Below are 17,222 nucleotides of genomic sequence, written 5' to 3'. Positions count from 1 at the left end.
CTGGCCCAGGCAGGCTGCGTCTTCAGGTTCGCCCGACCGCCTCCGCCGCCTGCAGCAACGCCTTGCGCAAGGCCTTGGCAAAGCGCGGGTCGGTCACCGCGCCCACGTTGAAGCGCGACCAGCGCGAGGTGGCCGCAAAGTCCACCGAGAAGATGCGCCCCGGTGCCATGACAATCTGGCGCGGCAACATCTGCTGCGCAAAGGCCAACGAGTCCTGCACGCCCGGCAGGGCCACCCACTGGTACAGCGACTGCGGGCTGCGCGTGAACACCTCGGCGCCCACCGCGTCGAAGATCTGCGTGGCGCTCTGCGTGGCGGCGGCCAGCCGGTCGCGCAGGCGCTGGATATGGCGCTGGTAGTGGCCCTCGCTCAGGATCACGTCCACCGTGCGCTCGGCGTACTCCGAGCTGCTCACATGGATCAGCGCCTTGAGGTCGGCAATATCGCTGGCCAGGTCGGCGCCGCAGGCAATGAAACCCACGCGCAGCGCGGCCGAGAAGGACTTGGAGAAGCTGCCGATGTAGATGGTGCGCTCGAGCTGGTCCAGCGCGGACAGGCGCGGCGCCCCGGTGGGCTTGAAGTCGGCCAGCGGGTCGTTCTCCACGATCATCAGGTCGTACTTCTGCGCCAGCTGCAGCACGCGGTAGGCCTTGGCGGCCGTGAGGTCCGAGCCCGTGGGGTTGTGCGCCACCGACTGGGTGAAGAAAAGCCGCGGCTTGTGCACGATGAGCAACTGCTCCAGCGCATCGAGGTCCGGCCCGTCGGCCAGCCGTGGCACGCCCACGATGTGGGCGCCCGCCAGCTTGAGCTTGCCGAACAGCGGGTAGTAGCCCGGGTCGTCCACCAGCACCGGTGCCCCCGGTGGCACGAAGTAGCGGATCACCGTGTCCATGGCCTCGTTGGCCCCGTGGGTGAGCACGATCTGCCGCGGCTCGGTGCCTATGCCCAGGTCCGCCAGCTTGCGCACCAGGTGGTGGCGCAGCGGCTCGTAGCCGAAGCGGTTGCCATAGCGGAACAGGGCGCCCAGGCCCGTGCGCACCACCTTGTGGTGGAACTTGTCCAGGCGCACATCGGCCAGCCATTCCACGGGCGGAAAGCCGTCCCCGACGGCCAGCGCGCCGGGTTCTGACTTGAGCTGCTCGCGCATCAGCCACACGATGTCCATCGCGCGGCCCAGCGAGCCGGCTTCTTCCTCCTTGGTCGCGGCCTGGGGCTGGGCACGCACGAAGTAGCCCGAACCCCGGCGCGGCTCGATCAGGCCGCGCGCCACGAGCATCTCGAAGGCGGCAACGATGGTGTTCTTGGCATAGCCGTGCAGCTGCGCCAGCTCGCGCAGCGAGGGCAGCTTGTCGCCGGCCTGGTAGGCGCCATCGCGGATCTGCCGGTCGATGGAATCGGCCAGCGTGAGGGTCAGCGAGGCGGTCTTGGGAGCGGCTTTCATGGGGTTCCACAGCGGTTGGACCACTATGACACAGCCGGTGTGTACCTGGACAGATGGCGCAACTGTCCCTGAAAACTGTACCCATTGATGCTGGTACAGATGGCCTAGAGTCCGCTCCATCACATCCCGAGGACACCCCCAAATGGTCGCCGACTCCCGCCTTCCCCAGTTCCGTGCACTCAGCCCCGCCCAGCGTTTCGACCACGTGGTGCAGGCTGCGGGGCTCACGGCCGACGAGGCCGCGCTGCTGGCCGGGCCGGGTGGCGCCCTGGGTGTGGAGCGGGCAAACGGCATGATCGAGAATGTCATCGGCACCTTCGAGCTGCCCTTTGCCGTGGCCGGCAACTTCCAGGTCAATGGCCGCGAGGTGCTGGTGCCCATGGTGGTGGAAGAGCCCTCGGTGGTGGCCGCCGCGTCCTACATGGCCAAGCTGGCACGCGAATGCGGGGGCTTCCAGGCGTCGAGCACCGGCCCGCTGATGCGCGCCCAGGTGCAGGTCATCGGTATCGCCGACCCGTACGGCGCGCGCCAGGCCCTGCTGCTGCAGCGCGAGGCCATCCTGGCCGTGGCCAACAGCCGCGACAAGGTGCTGATCGGACTGGGCGGCGGCTGCCGCGACATCGAGGTGCATGTCTTCGACGACGCGCCGCGCGGGCCCATGGTGGTCATGCACCTCATCGTGGACGTGCGCGATGCCATGGGCGCCAACACCGTCAACACCATGGCCGAGGCCGTTTCGCCGCTGGTGGAGCAGATCACCGGCGGCACGGTGCGCCTGCGCATTTTGTCCAACCTGGCCGACCTGCGCCTGGCCCGGGCACGCGTGCGCCTGACACCCGAGGTGTTGGCCACGGCCGAGCACAGCGGCGAGCGCATCATCGACGGCATCATCGACGCCTGCAGCTTCGCGGTGGTCGACCCCTACCGCGCGGCCACGCACAACAAGGGCATCATGAACGGCATCGACCCCGTCATCGTCGCCACCGGCAACGACTGGCGCGCAGTGGAGGCCGGTGCCCATGCCTACGCCTGCCGGGGAGGGCGCTACACCTCGCTCACGCGCTGGGAGAAGGACGCCAGCGGCGCCCTGGTTGGCAGCATCGAGATGCCCATGCCCGTGGGCCTGGTGGGCGGCGCCACCAAGACCCATCCGCTGGCGCGCCTGGCCTTGCGTATCCTCGGCGTGCAGTCGGCGCAGGAGCTGGGCGAGGTGGCCGTGGCCGTGGGCCTGGCACAGAACCTGGGCGCCCTGCGCGCGCTGTCCACCGAAGGCATCCAGCGCGGCCACATGGCCTTGCACGCCCGCAACATCGCGCTGGTGGCCGGTGCCACCGGGGACGAGATCGACCGCATTGCCAAAAGCATGGCGCAGGAGCACGACGTGCGCGTGGACCGCGCGCTCGCGCTGCTCGCAGAAATCAGAGGCTGACAGAGACCGCCGGCAGGCCCGCAACAGGGCCGCCTTTTTTCCAATGACAACGACAGGAGACAAAACATGAAGCTGAAACACCGCATCCCCTCCCTGGTCCGGCCGCTGATCGCGGCTGCGGCGCTGGCGCTCGGCCTGTCCGCGGCGCAGGCGCAGGACATCCGCTTCGGCTTCAATGCCGACCAGTCGGGCACCGGCGCGGCCGAACTGGGCGTGGCCGCCCGCCACGGGTTCGATCTGGCCATCGAAGACATCAACAAGGCCGGCGGCCTGCTCGGCCGCAAGGTCGTGGGCATCGTGCGCGACGACACGGGCCAGCCGCCCAAGTCCATCCAGAACATGACCGAGCTGATCGACAGCGAGAAGGTGGCGGCGGTGGTCGGGCCCACCAACTCGGGCAATGCCCTGGCCTGGCTGCACATTCCGCAGCAGAAGAAGGTGCCCGTGATCGTGCCCGTGGCCACGGCCACCGACATCACCAAGCGCTACGCCAACGAGGCGCAGAACTACATCTACCGCGTCTCCATGGTGGACCGCGAGCAGGTGGCGCTGCTCATCGCCTACGCGATCAAGGCCACCAAGAACCAGAAGATCGCCTTCATCGCCGACTCCACGGGCTTCGGCCAGCAGGGCGTGAAGGACCTGACCGAGGTGCTGGCCCTGCATGGCGCCAAGGCCGTGGCGGTGGAGAAGTTCGGCCCCAAGGACACGGACATGACCTCGCAGCTGGCCAAGATCCGCGATGCCGGGGCCGACACGCTCATCGTCTACGGCCTGGCCGATGCCAACGCCCAGCTGCTGCGCAGCATGGAAAAGATCAACTACCTGCCCACCACGCTGGGCACCTGGGGCAACATGAGCACGCCGCTGCTCAACACGGCCGGCAAGAAGCTGGCCGAGCACATCATCTTCGCCACCTCCACGGCCGAAGACAGCAACCCCCGTGCCGTGGCGCTGGCCGCCCGGGTGCGCGAGCGCTACCCGCAGCTGCCCACCTTCGTGGCGGCTGCGCAGTCCTACGACTCGGTGATGCTGCTGGCCGCTGCCGTGAAGAAGACCGGCAGCACCGATGGCGAGAAGCTCGCCGCCACGCTGGAGAACGGCGTGCCCGACACCCAGGGCGTGGTCAAGCTCTACCAGAAGCCGTTTGCCAAGGGCGACCATGAAGCCCTGTCGGTCGCCGACTTCCACCTGGCGCGCTGGCGCGATGGCAAGGTGGCGGCCTACGAGGATGCCATCACCAAGGCGCTGACGCCGGCAGACTACAAGAAGTGATGCGCGCCCAGCGCGCCACAGCGGAGCCCCACAGCCCATGACCAATGTCCTGCAAGCCTTGCTGAGCGGCCTGGCCCTCGGTGGAATCTATGCGCTCGTCGCCCTGGGTTTCAGCATCACCCACACGACCACCAAGACGCTCAACTTCGGCCAGGGCGAGTTCCTGGTCGCGGGCTCCTTCATCGCGGTGGCCACCTTGCTGCTGCTCTCGGGCAAGGGGCACACGGGCGTGCTGGCCGCGGCCGACGTGACCTTCGCGCGCTATGGCCTGGCGCTCGTGGTGTCGCTCGCGCTGCTGGCACTGCTCGGCGTAGTGCTGTACTTCACGGCCGTGCGGCCCTTCGTGGGCGCCACCGGCATGGCCTGGGTCATGAGCACCATCGGCTTCGGCATCATCGTGCAGAACACCGCGCTGGCCATCTGGGGCCCGGGATCGATGGCCATGCCTTCGCCGCTGGGCGACGAAGTGATCCGCGTCGCGGGGGCCGGCATCCGCGCGCAGGAGATCCTGGTGCTCGGCGTCACGGCCGTGGTCATGCTGGCGCTGGACTACGTGCTGCGCCGCACCAAGATCGGCAAGGCCGTGCGTGCGGTCGCGGTGAACAAGCAGGCTGCCGCCCTCATGGGCATCAACGTGGGGGCCATGGTGGTGCTGGCATTCGTCATCTCTTCCAGCCTGGCGGGGCTGGCCGGCCTGCTGATCGCGCCCATCACCACGGCCTCGGTCTTCATGGGGCTGGCGATTGCGCTCAAGGCGTTTTCCTCGGCCATTGTCGGCGGGCTCACCAACCCCCGCGGCTGCATCGCGGGCGGCTTTCTGCTGGGCTGCATCGAGGCGCTGGTGGGCCTGTGGCGTGCCGAGTTGCGCGAGATCACGGTCTTTGCGCTCATCATCCTGGTGCTGGTGGTCAAGCCCGAAGGGCTGTTCGGCCAGAAGCCTTTCGAGAAGGTGTGAGCACAGCATGCGCACCCATACCCTTGCGTTCATCGCAGCCGCTGCGGCGGCCGTGCTGGTCCCCCTGGCGATCAGCAACGATTTCTACCTCAAGATCATCTTCACGGCGGGCATGTACTACCTGGCCGCCGCCGGCCTGAACGTGCTGGTGGGCTGGAGCGGTCAGAAATCGCTCGGCCATGCCGGCCTGTTCGCGGCCGGGGCCTACACGGCGGCGCTGCTCACGGCCCAGGCGGGCTGGAACCCCTGGCTCGCGCTGGTGGCCGCGGCCGTGGTGGCGGGGCTCTTCGGCGTGCTGATCGCGCTGCCCTCGCTGCGCGTCAAGGGGCCGTCGCTGGCCATGGTGACCATCGGCTTCGGCATCGTGGTCGAGAAGATCGTGACCGAGTGGCAGGTGCCCTTTGGCGGGCAGCAGGGCATCTACGGCATCGTGCCGCCTTCCATCGGCGGGCGCATGCTGGACATGCGCGGCTGGGCCTGGCTGGTGCTGGCCTTCGCGCTGGCTACCCACTTGGTGCTGCGCACCCTGCTGGGCGGCAAGTACGGCCGTGCCTTCCAGGCCGTGCAGGCGGCCGAGGTGGCGGCCGAGAGCGTGGGCATCGACGTCTACCGCACCAAGGTGCTGGCCTTCGTCATCAGCGCCGTGACCTGCGGCGTGGCCGGGGCCCTGGTGGCGCAGCAGAACCAGTACATCAACTCCGACTTCATCAGCTTCAACCTGTCGATCTTCCTGCTGCTCATCGTGCTCTTCGGCGGGCCCTCGGTCATGGGGCCGGCCGTGGGGGCCATCGCGCTCACGCTGCTCGACGCCTTCCTCGCGCGCTGGCCCGGGCTGCAGCACTTCACGTACGGCGCGCTGCTGCTGTTTGCCCTGTACGCCATGCCGCAAGGCCTGGCCGGGGCCCTGCAGCGGCTGGGGCGGCGCCTGTGGCCGCGGCTGTACCAAGTGCAGGCCTTGCCGGTGGTGCAGGGGGAATGGCAGCCGCGCCAGGCGCCGGGCGCCGAGGCCGGAGGTGTGATACTCCAGGCCAATGGCCTCTACAAGGCCTATGGCGGCGTGGTGCCGACCAACGAGGTCAGCCTGTCGCTGCGCGCGGGCCATGTGCATGCGCTGATCGGCCCCAACGGCGCCGGCAAGACCACGCTGCTCAACATCCTGTCGGGCATTGTGGCGCCGGACCGGGGGCGCATCGAGTTCGGGGGGCAGGGCATTGCCCGCGTGCGCGCCAGCCAGATCTGCCGGCTGGGCATAGGGCGCACCTTCCAGAACCTGCGCTTGTTTGCCCACATGAGCGTGCTCGACAACGTGCTGGCCGGCCTGCACCCGCACCTGCGCGTGGGCTTCTGGGCCAGCCTGCTCGGCCTGCCATCGGCGCGCCGCGAGGAGCGCCAGGCGCGCGAGGAGGCGGTGCGTCTGCTGCAGTTCGTGGGCATGCTGGACCGGGCCCATGACGAGGCCGGCAGCCTGCCCTACGGCCTGCAGCGCCGGCTGGAGCTGGCCCGGGCGCTGGCCACGCAGCCGCGCCTGCTGCTGCTGGACGAGCCGGCCGCCGGCCTGAACCCGCAGGAGACGCAGGCGCTGACGGAGCTGATCCGGCGCATTGGCGCCAAAGGCATCACCGTGCTGCTGATCGAGCACCACATGGACCTGGTGATGGCCGTGTCCGACCATGTGGTGGTGCTCGACTACGGTGCCAAGATCGCCGAAGGCGCGCCCGCCGCCATGCAGCGGGACCCCAAGGTCATTGCCGCCTATCTGGGCGTGGATGACGAGGAGGACAGCGCCGCGGCCACACCACCTCCTGCCCATGCCCTTGCCTGAGATGCCCATGCTCCAGATCGAACAGCTCGCCGTGAACTACGGCGCCATCCAGGCCCTCAAGGGCGTGAGCCTCACGGTGGCGGCCGGTGAGGTCGTCACCCTCATTGGCGGCAACGGCGCCGGCAAGAGCACGCTCATGAAGGCCATCTCGGGGCTCGAGCCCTGTGCCGGCGGGCGCATCGCCTTCGATGGCCAGGACCTGGCGCGCACACCGGCGCACCGGCGCGTGGCCCTGGGCATCGCCCAGTCGCCCGAAGGGCGCCAGGTGTTCCCGGACCAGAGCGTGCGCGACAACCTGCTTCTGGGCGCCTACCTGCGGCCGGCGGGTGATGCGTCCATCGGCACGGACCTTGAAGAGCAGTTCACCACCTTCCCGCGCCTGCGCGAGCGCCAGCACCAGATGGCCGGCACGCTCAGCGGGGGCGAGCAGCAGATGCTGGCCATTGGCCGCGCGCTCATGGCGCGCCCGCGCCTGCTGCTGCTCGACGAGCCTTCGCTGGGCCTGGCCCCGCTGATCGTCAAGGAGATCTTTGCGGTGGTCCGCACGCTCAAGCAGCGCGGCATGACCATCCTGCTGGTGGAGCAGATGGCCAACCAGGCGCTCAAGGTGGCTGACCGGGCCTATGTGCTCAAGACCGGTGAGATCGCCTCATCGGGCCCGGCCCGGGCCCTGCTGGAAGACCCGGCCGTGCGCGAGGCCTACCTGGGCAAGCACTGAGCCCAGGCGAGGTAGGCCGCCATGCCCAGCATGGCCAGGGCCACGCCCGCATCGAGCAGGCGCCAGGTGCGTGGCGAGGCCATGTGGCGCCGCGCGCGGCCGGCGCCCGCCACCAGGGCGCAGAACCACAGCAGCGATGCGGCCACGGCGCCGGTGGCAAAACCCGGGCGGGCACCCGGGGCCAGCGATGCCCCCACGGTGCCGATGACGAGGACCGTGTCCATCCACGCCGCCGGGTTCAGCAAGGAGGTCAGCAGCACCGTCCGCAGGCCTGTGGAGGGTTCCGGCGCGGCGCCCGCGCGGGGTTCCCGGGTGGGGTGCAAGGCACTGTGCAAGGCCTTGGCGCCGTGCACCAGCAAAAGGCCTGTGCCCAGCCACAGGGCCGCAGCCTGCCAGCCCGGGGCCTGGTTCAGCGCGGCCGACAGGCCCAGGATGCCCAGGGCGATCAAGGCGGCGTCGCTGCCCACGCCGATGCCGATCAGCAGCGCTGGGGGCCGGCCCGCCAGGGCCTCGCGCAGGATGAGGACGTCCTTGGGACCGGGGCACAGAAAGACGCCGAGGCCCAGAATGAATCCCTGCAGCAGGGAGGAGAGGTCGAACATGGAGCATGCCGACAACCTCTCAAGCTGAACCGGTACCGATGGTATGGCGCCATCATAGGGGATCTCCAGCCGGCGGCTCCTGCGGCCGCAGGGGTGCCCGTCCTACAGGCCTTCGAGCGCTGGGGGAGGCGGCGAATCCCCTGCCCGAAAATACGATGGGGCCAGACACAACAGACCTTGCGGTCGAAAGGCTCCCATGAAAAGTTGGTACAAACTGTCGCTGGGCAACGATGCCCAGGCTTTCGAGCCCACCCAGCGCATCCAGCAGATGTTCATGTCGCAGTTTCTGATCTCGCCTGCCGGATCGAAGCGTGCCCTTTTCTCGTGCTATGACAAACAGGCCGACAAGCTGTGGCTGTTCTTCTCGCCCGCCGCGCAGGACATCGCCCTGCGCGTGTACGCCCAACCCTGCGATCCGCCCACGGCGCTCGACTGCATCGGGCTGCTGGCGGGCGAGGGTGACGCGCTGTCGGACCCCGTGCGCGAAGCGGAAACCTACGCCGCCACGGTCTGACGGGCCGGCCCCGATTCACTCCGCCGTTGCCGCCCCCGTGTCGGTCTGGGGCAGCACCAGGCGGAACTCGGCCCCCTTGCCCTCATCGCTCTCGACCTCGATGCTGCCACCATGGCGCTGCACCACGGTGCGCACCAGGGCCAGGCCCAGCCCCACGCCGGCGATGCCGGGATGGCTGCGGTCGTGCAGGCGCTGGAACGGGGCGAACAGCTTGTCCTGCAGGGCCGGGGCGATGCCGGGGCCCTCGTCGCGCACAGCCAGCACCCACTGGCCCGGCCGCTCTATCAGGGTGCAGCGCACGATGCTTGCGCCCGGGCTGTACTTGATGGCGTTGTTCACCACGTTGCCAAGGGCGCGGCACAGCAGCGAGCGGTCGCCCGTGAAGGCGGCGGTTTCCGGCGCCTCGGCCACCACCACCTCCACATCGGCGTCGCGGGCCAGCACCCAGGCCTCGTCCACGGTCTGGTGCAGCACGTCCACCAGGTCCAGCGGTTCCCGGCGCATGGCCTGCGATTCGGCGCTGGCCAGCTGGATGAAGTTCTCGGCCATGCCCAGCGACGTCTTGGCATAGCGCGCGATGAGCTGCATGAGCTCTGCGTCCGTCATGCGGCCCGGGTAGGCTTGGTGCATCTCCAGCAGGGTGAGGATTGAGGCATTGGGCGCGCGGATGTCGTGCGAGATGAAGTGCATGGCTTCGTCGCGCTGCTGCAGGGCACTGCGTATCTCGGTCAGGTCCACCAGGGTCACGAGCCAGCCTGACTGCGCCAGGTCGGTGAACTGGCGGCTTTGCACCAGCACGCTGCGGCCCTTTGCATCGCGGCCCTCCCGGCGGGCCGGCAGGCTGCGGCTGGCCAGCCGCTCGGGAGTCACCAGCGGCTGTTCGGTGGCGATGTCGATCAGGTCCCCCAGCACATCGGCGATCTGGCGGCCCTGCAGGGGCCAAACCATGGGATCGCCCTCGACCTCGGCCACCCCCAGCAGATGGCGCCGTGCCGCCGTGTTGGCCAGCAGGATGCGGCCTTCCGTGTCGCAGACCATGGTGGGAGAAGGCAGTTGCTGCAGGCTCTCGCTTACGAAGTGGTGCATGTCGCGCAGCTGGCGCGAGGCATATTCCACCGCGTTGATGCGCCGCTCCAGGAAGTCGCCGCTGTGGGCCGCCGGGCCACGCAGGGGGATCACCAGGCCCTGGCGCTGCAGGTTCTCCATCTGCAGCCGCAGGAACTGGGCTGCGGCACTCAGGCGCCGCCAGCTCCACAGCGGATAGGCCAGCACCAGGCCGATGAGGGCGGCCGCGGGCGCGAACTGCAGGCCGGTCCAGACGGGCAGCACCACGGCCAGGGCCAGGGTCAGTGCGCCCAGCGCGATGCTGGTGAGCAGGGCGGTGAAGGGGCCGAGCAGCAGCAGCGCCAGCAGCGCCAGCACCACGGGCAGCAGGTTGAAAGCCATGTTCAGCGCGGGCGGCGCGCTGTGGATGTGCACGCCGGCCAGGTCGGCGTCGAGCACCTGGGCAATCACCTCCACACCGGGCATCAGGCGCGACTCCTGGCCCACCGGGGTGGCGAACATGTCGCCCAGTCCGGCCGCGACCGATCCCACGAGAACGTATTTGCCGGCGAAGGCATCGGCCGGTACCTCGCCGCGCAGCACGTCGATATAGGAGTAGGTGGTGAAATGCCCCGGGCCGCCCGCATACGGGATCAGGCGCCGGCCGGCACGCTCCCAGCGCGCACCATCGGCTGGCGGGTCGCTCCAGCGGGCTGGCGGGCAGCCACCGAGCGAGGGCGTGGCCACGCAGCGCATGGCCATGCTGAAGTGCTGCCAGGGCGCGCTGGCGGGCCCTTCGCGGGTGTACAGGCCGCGCACCACGCCGTCCTCGTCGGCGGCCACATGCACATGCCCGAGCCGGGCGGCTGCCTGCTCCAGCGCGGCAATCGGCCGGTCTGCACCATCGCCCGGGTCGTACGGACCCTGGCGCTGCATCACCGGCAGCACCACCCGGCCGCTTCGGGCCACGGCATCGGCGAGCAGCAGGTCGTCTTCGGGGTAATCGAGGTCTTCTTCGTTGAACAGCACGTCCATGCCGATCACCAGCGGCTGCTGGCGCGAGACGTTCTGGATCAGCTGGGCATGCAGGGCGCGCCGCCAGGGCCAGCGCCCGATCACGCCAATACTGCGGTCGTCCACCGCGATCACGGCAATGCCGGGCTGCGGCGGGCGCGATACCAGGCGCAGCCCGGTGTCCTGCACCAGGTGGTTGGTGCGCGGCAAAGCGCTGGGCGTGCTCAGCCAGGCCACCAGGGCCAGCAGCGTCAGCGCAATGGCGGCCCATTCGACCCGCCGCTGCTGGTTGCGCGTGCGGGAGTGCTGCGTGGGCATCGGGCGCGGCCGGCTCAGGGGCGGCGCACCGGATCACCGCCCATGGTGGACAGCGGCAGCCCGGAGCTGGTGTTCAGCCCCGTGCCCACGCGGATGCTGCGCGGCGGCGAGAACTCGCTTTGCAGGCCCGAGGGGTCCAGCACCTGGATGCGCACGAAGTACGGGCCCGGTGAGAGATCGGCCGCCGAGGTCCAGCGCGGTTCGTCGAGTTGGGTGTCCTGCAGGATCCGGGTGAATTCCAGGTCCGAGGCCAGTTGCACGCGGAAACGCTGGCCGGCCTGGGCGGGCCAGTGCAGGCGCACGATGGTGTCGCCATCGCTGGCCTGCATGGATGCCAGGTCCAGGGCGGCGGGCTGCTGCGCCACGGTGAAGGGCTGGGCGGGGGCGAACGGCCCCTGGTCCAGCGCGCCACCGGGCAGTTCGGCGATGGTGGCGGCACGCCAGAAGTAGTTGCCCAGGGGCAGCGTGGCCAGTGTCAGCTGGCAGGGGTTGAGGCGGCCTTCGTCCAGCAGCGGCGTGGCGAAGTCTGCCGTGGCGGCCACCTGGATGCGGTACCAGCGGGCACCAGGCACTTCGGTACAGCGCAGCATGCCGGTCACGCGCGGCAGCACGGCGCCGGGGGCCGGCTGTTGGTACAGCGGCGGCACTGGCCGGGTCTTGATGGTGATGGGGCGCGTGGCGGGCTGCCCGGCAATGCCGGCCTCGTCCACGGCGCGCACGGCCAGGTGGTAGCTGCCGTCGTCGAGTGCTGCCCAGCGCAACTGGCCATCGGCGAAGCGGCCGCTGCGCAGCACCTGCGTCATGGCTGCATCGCGCGCCACCTGGGCCACATAGGCACTGGCGCCGGGCGTGGCCGGCAGGTTGATGGCCAGCACGCCCAGGTCGTGCAGCTGTGCCGGCACGGTGGACAGGTCGGGCGGCGCGAGCAAGGGGCGCGGCGCGCCCAGCGTGCCATCGGGCGCTACCGACAGGCCTTGGCCGCGTGCCAGCAAGGTGGCGTCGGCGGCTGGCTGGGCCGCGTTTTCGGCGCGGGCCTGCACGGCCACCGAGCCTTCGAGCACCGAGGCCGTGGCCTGGCCCGACGCCGCCAGCGCCACACCGAACTCGGTGCCGCGCACGCTGGTCACGGCGCGCGGTGTGCGGATCTCGAAACGGCGCAGCGCATCGGCGCTGGGCGTGACGCTCGACTCCACGCTGCCGGCGCGCATCTCCATCACCGACTGGATGCTGCCCGCACGCCCGCGCCGGCGCAGTTGCCGCAGTTGCAGGTCGGACTGGGGTTGCACGCGCACCACCGTGCCATCGGCCAGGCGCACGGCGACAAAGCTGTCCGGCCCCACCTGCAGGCGCATACCTTCGTCCAGCCGGGCCCCTGGTGTGAGCGGTTGCGCGTCGCCACGCGGCGCCTGTGCCGTGGCGTTGCCCTGCACGAACTCCACCTGGGCCGAGGCCTGCGGCTGCAGGCGCACAGGGATCCACACGGTGGAGCCCGGCTGCAGGCGCTTGGGGTCGGCCACCTTGTTGCGCTGCTGCAGCAGCGGCCATTGGCGCGGGTTGTCCAGGTAGGCGTTGGCCAGGCCTTCGAGCGTGTCGCCGGCCTGGACGGTGTGCGGGATCTCATCGGTCTGTGAATCAGGAGTGGCTTGCGCATGCGCGCAACCCAGGCCTGCCGTGAGCAGGGCAGCTGCGGACAGGGGCAATGCAAGGCGGTGGATGGCCACGTCAACTCTCCTACGGGCCGCAGCAGCGGCGGTCTTCTTCATTGTCTGCGGTTGGGCGGGGCTCAGGGAAGCAGGGGAACTTGCGCGGTACATCAAGGCTTGCGGTCGGCTTCCACGGCTTCGAAGCGGTAGCCCACACCATACACGGCGGTGATGAAGTAGCCGTTGACGGGGCGCAGATCCAGTTGGGTGCGCAGGCGCGAGACATGGGTGTCGAGCGAGCGCGAGAGCACGTCCGAGCCCTGGCCCCAGATCACCTCCTTGAGGTGGTCGCGCGAGAGCAGGCGCCCCATGTTCTGGAACAGGAACAGCGCCAGGTCGTATTCGCGGTTCTTGAGCTCGGCCACCTTGCCGTTGATCTGCAGCGAGCGCGATTCGGGGAAGAACTGGTAGCGGCCGAAATCGAGCACGCCACTGGTGCTCTGGGGATAGGCACGGCGCAGCAGCGCCCCCACGCGCGCATTGAGCTCGCCGATGCGCACGGGCTTGACCATGAAGTCATCGGCCCCGCTGCCCAGGCCCTCGACGATGTCGCGCTCTTCCTGCCGGTTGGTCACGAACAGGATGGGCAGTTGCTTGCCCACGTTTTCGCGCACCCAGCGCACCACCTCGGGGCCCGTGGTGTCGGGCAGGTGCCAGTCCACGATCAACAGGTCGAAGGTCTCGCGGCGCATCTCGCGCATCAGCGCGGCGCCGGTCAGGTGGGTATGGCACACGTGGCCCATCGCTTCGGTGGCCTGTTTGATCAGATCCAGCTGAAGCGCGTCGTCGTCTAACGCCGCTATGCGCATGATTCGTCATTCCCCTCTAGATTCATCCCGCATTATTCGCGATGTCTGCCGTTCGGTTCCATGCCCGAATTTGGGGATGGTCAAGTTTGACAGTTGTTCACCGTACTACGGGCGATGCGAGCCGGCGCGTGGTAGCGGAGCGCGGGGCCGGCCGGGCGGGCGCCGGGGGCATGATTTCGCGCAGCAGCCGCATGCCCACCAGGGTGTAGCGCGTCTGCGGGCTGTTCCAGTTGCGGTAGCCGCAGCGCGCATAGAAGGACCAGGTGTGCCAGGAGCCGCCGCGGCGCACGCGCACGCTGCCCTCGGCCGGACCCTGCGGGTCCACGGCAGGCGACTCGGCGTAGTAGTGGTCGCCATGCCAGTCGGCCACCCATTCCCAGGCATTGCCCAGCATGTCCTGCAGGCCGAAGGCGTTGGGGGCATAGCTGCCCACGGGGGCGGTGAACGCATGGCCGTCGCTGCCGCGCAGCGCATGCTGCTGCCAGCGCAGCCATTGGGGCGCGGCCTCCTGGTCGAAGGTATTGGCGGTGCGCAGCAGCCCCTCGGGGTCATCGCCGTGCGGGTAGCGCGTGCGCGTGCCGGCGCGGCAGGCGTATTCCCATTCGGCCTCGGTCGGCAGGCGGTAGCGGTGGCCTTCGGTGCGGCTGAGCCATTGCGCCAGGGCCTGGGCGTCGTTCCAGGTGACATTCACCACGGGGTGGTCGTCGCCCTGCGTGAACCCCGGGTTGCGCCAGGAGTAGCGCGGGTCGCGCCCCTCGAAGGCGTCGCCGCGCCGCGTGGTGGCCGGGTCGTAGCGCGGGTTGTAGCCATAGCCGCCGGTACCGTCGGCCTCCGATTCGGGCTGGTAGCCCGAGGCCTGCAGAAAGCGCCGGAACTGGCCCACCGTGACTTCGTGCTGCCCCAGGTAGAAGGCCTGGCGGATGACGACGCGGTGCGCCGGGCCTTCGTCGGTCAGTTCGGCAAAGCGCTTGGCTTCGAGTTGCGGATAGGCGCGCGCCAGCACATCGGGTGCCTCGGGCCCACCCATGACAAAGCTGCCGGCGGGCACCTTCACGAACGGCATGCCCAGGCTGTTGGTCCACACCGGGGGCGGGCGGTCGTGGCGCACCTGGGCCAGCGCGGGCAGGGCGGTGGCCAGCGCGAGCACGGCGACGGCAGTTCGGCACCGGGCCATCGGGCTCAGCGGTTGGGGTTGTCGCTCACGCACTCGAAGACCAGGCGCGATCCTTCATTGCGCAGCAGCTTGGGGAACAGCGCCAGCTTCTGGCATTCCCGGGTGGCAGCGTTGTAGGCCGGCGAGGCGTCGTTGCCATAGACCGGCACGCTGAAGGTGCGGTCCCGGCCCGAGGCCATGGGGCCCGACGGCGGGCGGGTGGTGGCCGATTCGCAGCCCGCCAGCAAGGCGAGCAGGGTGGCCGATGCGATCAGTGCTTTCATGGTGGTCTCCCCAGGGATGCCAAGGCAGTCTAAGACAGCGCGGGCCAAAACCGCACGCCATTTGTAAAACTAGGCCCCTGCGCTTTGCTGCACCCGCACTCTGGGATACAGTGCCTCACGTGAACACATTGTGTTACATGTAATGGAGGGCGTGTGGCCACGATCCGGACGGCATGGGCAGGGGATGCAGCGCGCCAGTGGGCGCTGCGCCTGCTGGTGCCGCTGGCTCTGCTGGCCCTGTTGCACCTGCTGCCGGTGTGGCAGCCCTTGCAGCGGCTCGAATACGACCTGTTCAGCAGCATGACGGCGCCCGTGCGGCCCGATGCCGGCGTGGTAGTGGTCGGCATCGACGAACCCAGCCTGGCTGCGCTCAAGACCGCGCCGCCTCTGCCGCGGCGCCTGCACGCGCAACTCATTGATGCGCTGGCGGCCTCCGGGGCGGCGGGCCTGGGCATCGATATCCTGTTTTCCACCCCGCAGTCCCCCGAGGACGATGCGGCACTGGCCCGCGCTTTGCAGGGGCGCATGCCGGTGGTGCTGGCCAGCGCCGAGGTGGCGGTGCACAGCGGCCAGGTGGCGCAGTACCAGCAGACGGTGCGCTCCGTCTTTGGCCAGGCGCTCCACGGCGACGTGGGCATGCGCCCCGACGACGATGGCGTGCAGCGCGCCGTGCCGGCGCAAGGCGATGCCCTGTGGCGCGTGCTGGCGCAGGCGACGGGCCGCAGTGTGGTTCCTCCGCCTGCGGGCGCGCTGCTGCGCTACTACGCGCCCGAGGTGGCGCTGCCCTACGTGCACTACACCCAGGCGCTGGACCCGGCGCGGCTGCTGGCACCCGGTGCGCTGCAGGGGCGCTTGCTGCTGCTGGGCCAGAACACCCCGGTGGGCGGGGTCGACCAGTTCACCACGCCGCTGCGGGCGCTGGGCCAGGGCACCCAGTCGGGCGTGCTGCTGCATGCCACCGCGCTGATGAATGGCCTGACCGGAGACTGGATCGTGCCGGCGCACCCGGCGGGCCCGTTGCTGCAGGCGGCCCTGGCCATTGCCCTGGTGGCCGCGCTCACGCGGCGCTGGCGTGGCTGGCTGGCTGTGTGGCTGAGTGTGGCACTGGCCCTGCTCGCTTTGATCGGCGGCCTGTGCGCCTACCTGCAGGGGGTGTGGTGGCCCACGCTGCCCACGCTGGTGGCGCTGGTGCTGCATTTCAACGTGGGCGCGACCGACAGCTACTGGCGCGAGCGGCGCCAGCGCGAGCGCCTGCGGCTGGATTTCGGGCGCTATGTGCCGCCGGCCGTGGTCAGTGCCCTGATCGCCAGCGGCGAGGTTCCCGCCGTGAGCGGCGAGCGGCGCGTGCTCACGCTCTTGTTCTCGGACCTGGCGGGCTTCACCTCGGCGAGCGAGCGGCTGCCGCCGGAATCGGTGGCGCAGGCGCTCAATGCCTACTTCACGCGCATGACTTATGCGGTGCACCGCCACGGCGGCACGCTCGACAAGTTCATCGGCGATGCCGTCATGGCCTTCTGGAATGCCCCCGTGGCAGAACCGCAGCATGCGGCACGCGCCCTGGCCTGCGCGCAGGACATGCAGCTGGAGATGCAGGCCTTGCGCAACCAGTGGGCCGGAACCCCCTTTGCCGAGCTGCAGTTGCGCATCGGCCTGCACACGGGCGAGGCGGCCGTGGGGCACCTGGGCTCGGAGGGGCGCTTCACCTACACCGCTGTGGGCGATGCAGTGAACACCGCGGCCCGGCTGGAGGGGGCCAACAAGGCCTTTGGCACCGGCATCCTGCTGTCGGCCGCCACGCGCAGCGCTTTGCCGCAGGACCCGTCCCGGCCGCCGCCCCTGGCATGGCTCGATGCCGTGGTGCTGGCCGGCCGCAGCAGCGGCATCGATGTCTACACCCCCTGCGGCGATGCCGCCTTGGTGGCCGCCAGCCTGGCGTTGCGCGAGCATGTGCATGCGGGCCGCTGGGGCGACGCTCTGGCGTGCTGCGCCGTGTGGCGTGCCCGCGCGGTGCACCTGGCCCCGCTCTGGGCAGCCCAGGCCGACCGGCTGCAACTGCAGGTACAGGCCCTGGCCGATGCCCGGCCGCCCGCGGTGGCGGGTGCTGCGGTGTTTGCGCACGCGCTGGAAAAATGACCCTGAAA

At 69.8% G+C, this 17,222-nt stretch carries 14 protein-coding genes; 7 read left to right on the top strand and 7 right to left on the bottom strand.

The features are described 5' to 3' along the window. Positions 1 to 22 precede the first annotated feature (22 nt). Complete coding sequence (locus tag AC3WOH_RS22735) at positions 23 to 1,441, bottom strand: aminotransferase-like domain-containing protein (protein WP_492231593.1); 1,419 nt, start codon at positions 1,439 to 1,441, stop codon at positions 23 to 25. 142 nt (positions 1,442 to 1,583) lie between these two features. On the opposite strand from AC3WOH_RS22735, the gene AC3WOH_RS22730 reads away from it, so the two are divergent. From AC3WOH_RS22730 to AC3WOH_RS22710, 5 genes are all read left to right on the top strand, one after another. Further along, positions 1,584 to 2,870: a hydroxymethylglutaryl-CoA reductase, degradative gene (locus AC3WOH_RS22730; protein WP_492231592.1), complete on the top strand. Its 1,287-nt coding sequence runs from the start codon at positions 1,584 to 1,586 to the stop codon at positions 2,868 to 2,870. 66 nt (positions 2,871 to 2,936) lie between these two features. Then, on the top strand, positions 2,937 to 4,145 hold the full coding sequence (locus tag AC3WOH_RS22725; protein ID WP_492231591.1) for an ABC transporter substrate-binding protein: 1,209 nt from the start codon (positions 2,937 to 2,939) through the stop codon (positions 4,143 to 4,145). A 37-nt stretch (positions 4,146 to 4,182) separates the two neighbouring features. Then, positions 4,183 to 5,100 carry a branched-chain amino acid ABC transporter permease gene (locus AC3WOH_RS22720; RefSeq protein WP_492231590.1) on the top strand — a complete coding sequence of 306 codons (918 nt, stop codon included), beginning with the start codon at positions 4,183 to 4,185 and terminating at the stop codon, positions 5,098 to 5,100. Positions 5,101 to 5,107: 7 nt separating this feature from the next. Continuing rightward, positions 5,108 to 6,922 carry a branched-chain amino acid ABC transporter ATP-binding protein/permease gene (locus AC3WOH_RS22715; protein WP_492231589.1) on the top strand — a complete coding sequence of 605 codons (1,815 nt, stop codon included), beginning with the start codon at positions 5,108 to 5,110 and terminating at the stop codon, positions 6,920 to 6,922. Between the two features lie 7 nt (positions 6,923 to 6,929). Next, positions 6,930 to 7,640, top strand: coding sequence for an ABC transporter ATP-binding protein (locus AC3WOH_RS22710; RefSeq protein WP_492231588.1), 711 nt, complete (start codon positions 6,930 to 6,932; stop codon positions 7,638 to 7,640). On the opposite strand, the gene AC3WOH_RS22705 is transcribed toward AC3WOH_RS22710, so the two are convergent. Further along, positions 7,622 to 8,242 carry a LysE/ArgO family amino acid transporter gene (locus AC3WOH_RS22705; RefSeq protein ID WP_492231587.1) on the bottom strand — a complete coding sequence of 207 codons (621 nt, stop codon included), beginning with the start codon at positions 8,240 to 8,242 and terminating at the stop codon, positions 7,622 to 7,624. The two genes, AC3WOH_RS22710 and AC3WOH_RS22705, sit on opposite strands and share 19 nt — an antisense overlap. A gap of 196 nt (positions 8,243 to 8,438) precedes the next feature. On the opposite strand from AC3WOH_RS22705, the gene AC3WOH_RS22700 reads away from it, so the two are divergent. Beyond that, positions 8,439 to 8,756, top strand: coding sequence for a hypothetical protein (locus AC3WOH_RS22700; RefSeq protein ID WP_492231586.1), 318 nt, complete (start codon positions 8,439 to 8,441; stop codon positions 8,754 to 8,756). Between the two features lie 15 nt (positions 8,757 to 8,771). Here the strand turns inward: AC3WOH_RS22700 and AC3WOH_RS22695 are convergent, their stop codons facing one another. From AC3WOH_RS22695 to AC3WOH_RS22675, 5 genes are all read right to left on the bottom strand, one after another. After that, a complete protein-coding gene (locus AC3WOH_RS22695; RefSeq protein WP_492231585.1) occupies positions 8,772 to 11,132 on the bottom strand; it encodes a CHASE2 domain-containing protein in 2,361 nt (786 codons plus the stop codon). Between the two features lie 14 nt (positions 11,133 to 11,146). Further along, positions 11,147 to 12,853 (bottom strand): FecR family protein, encoded by a 1,707-nt coding sequence (locus AC3WOH_RS22690; RefSeq protein WP_492231584.1) that lies wholly within the window; start codon positions 12,851 to 12,853, stop codon positions 11,147 to 11,149. Positions 12,854 to 12,945: 92 nt separating this feature from the next. Beyond that, a complete protein-coding gene (locus tag AC3WOH_RS22685; RefSeq protein ID WP_184863051.1) occupies positions 12,946 to 13,644 on the bottom strand; it encodes a response regulator transcription factor in 699 nt (232 codons plus the stop codon). Between the two features lie 97 nt (positions 13,645 to 13,741). Further along, entirely contained in the window at positions 13,742 to 14,818 is a 1,077-nt protein-coding gene (locus AC3WOH_RS22680; RefSeq protein ID WP_492231583.1) for a formylglycine-generating enzyme family protein, read from the bottom strand. Positions 14,819 to 14,823: 5 nt separating this feature from the next. Then, on the bottom strand, positions 14,824 to 15,081 hold the full coding sequence (locus AC3WOH_RS22675; RefSeq protein ID WP_007856660.1) for a hypothetical protein: 258 nt from the start codon (positions 15,079 to 15,081) through the stop codon (positions 14,824 to 14,826). 153 nt (positions 15,082 to 15,234) lie between these two features. On the opposite strand from AC3WOH_RS22675, the gene AC3WOH_RS22670 reads away from it, so the two are divergent. Then, complete coding sequence (locus tag AC3WOH_RS22670; RefSeq protein WP_492231582.1) at positions 15,235 to 17,214, top strand: CHASE2 domain-containing protein; 1,980 nt, start codon at positions 15,235 to 15,237, stop codon at positions 17,212 to 17,214. The last annotated feature ends 8 nt before the right edge of the window (positions 17,215 to 17,222 follow it).

The sequence above is a fragment of the Acidovorax sp. FW305-C-20-28 genome (assembly GCF_058783375.1).
The sequence above is the reverse complement of the archived record's forward strand: the minus strand, read 5'-3'. Positions and strand labels throughout refer to the sequence as shown.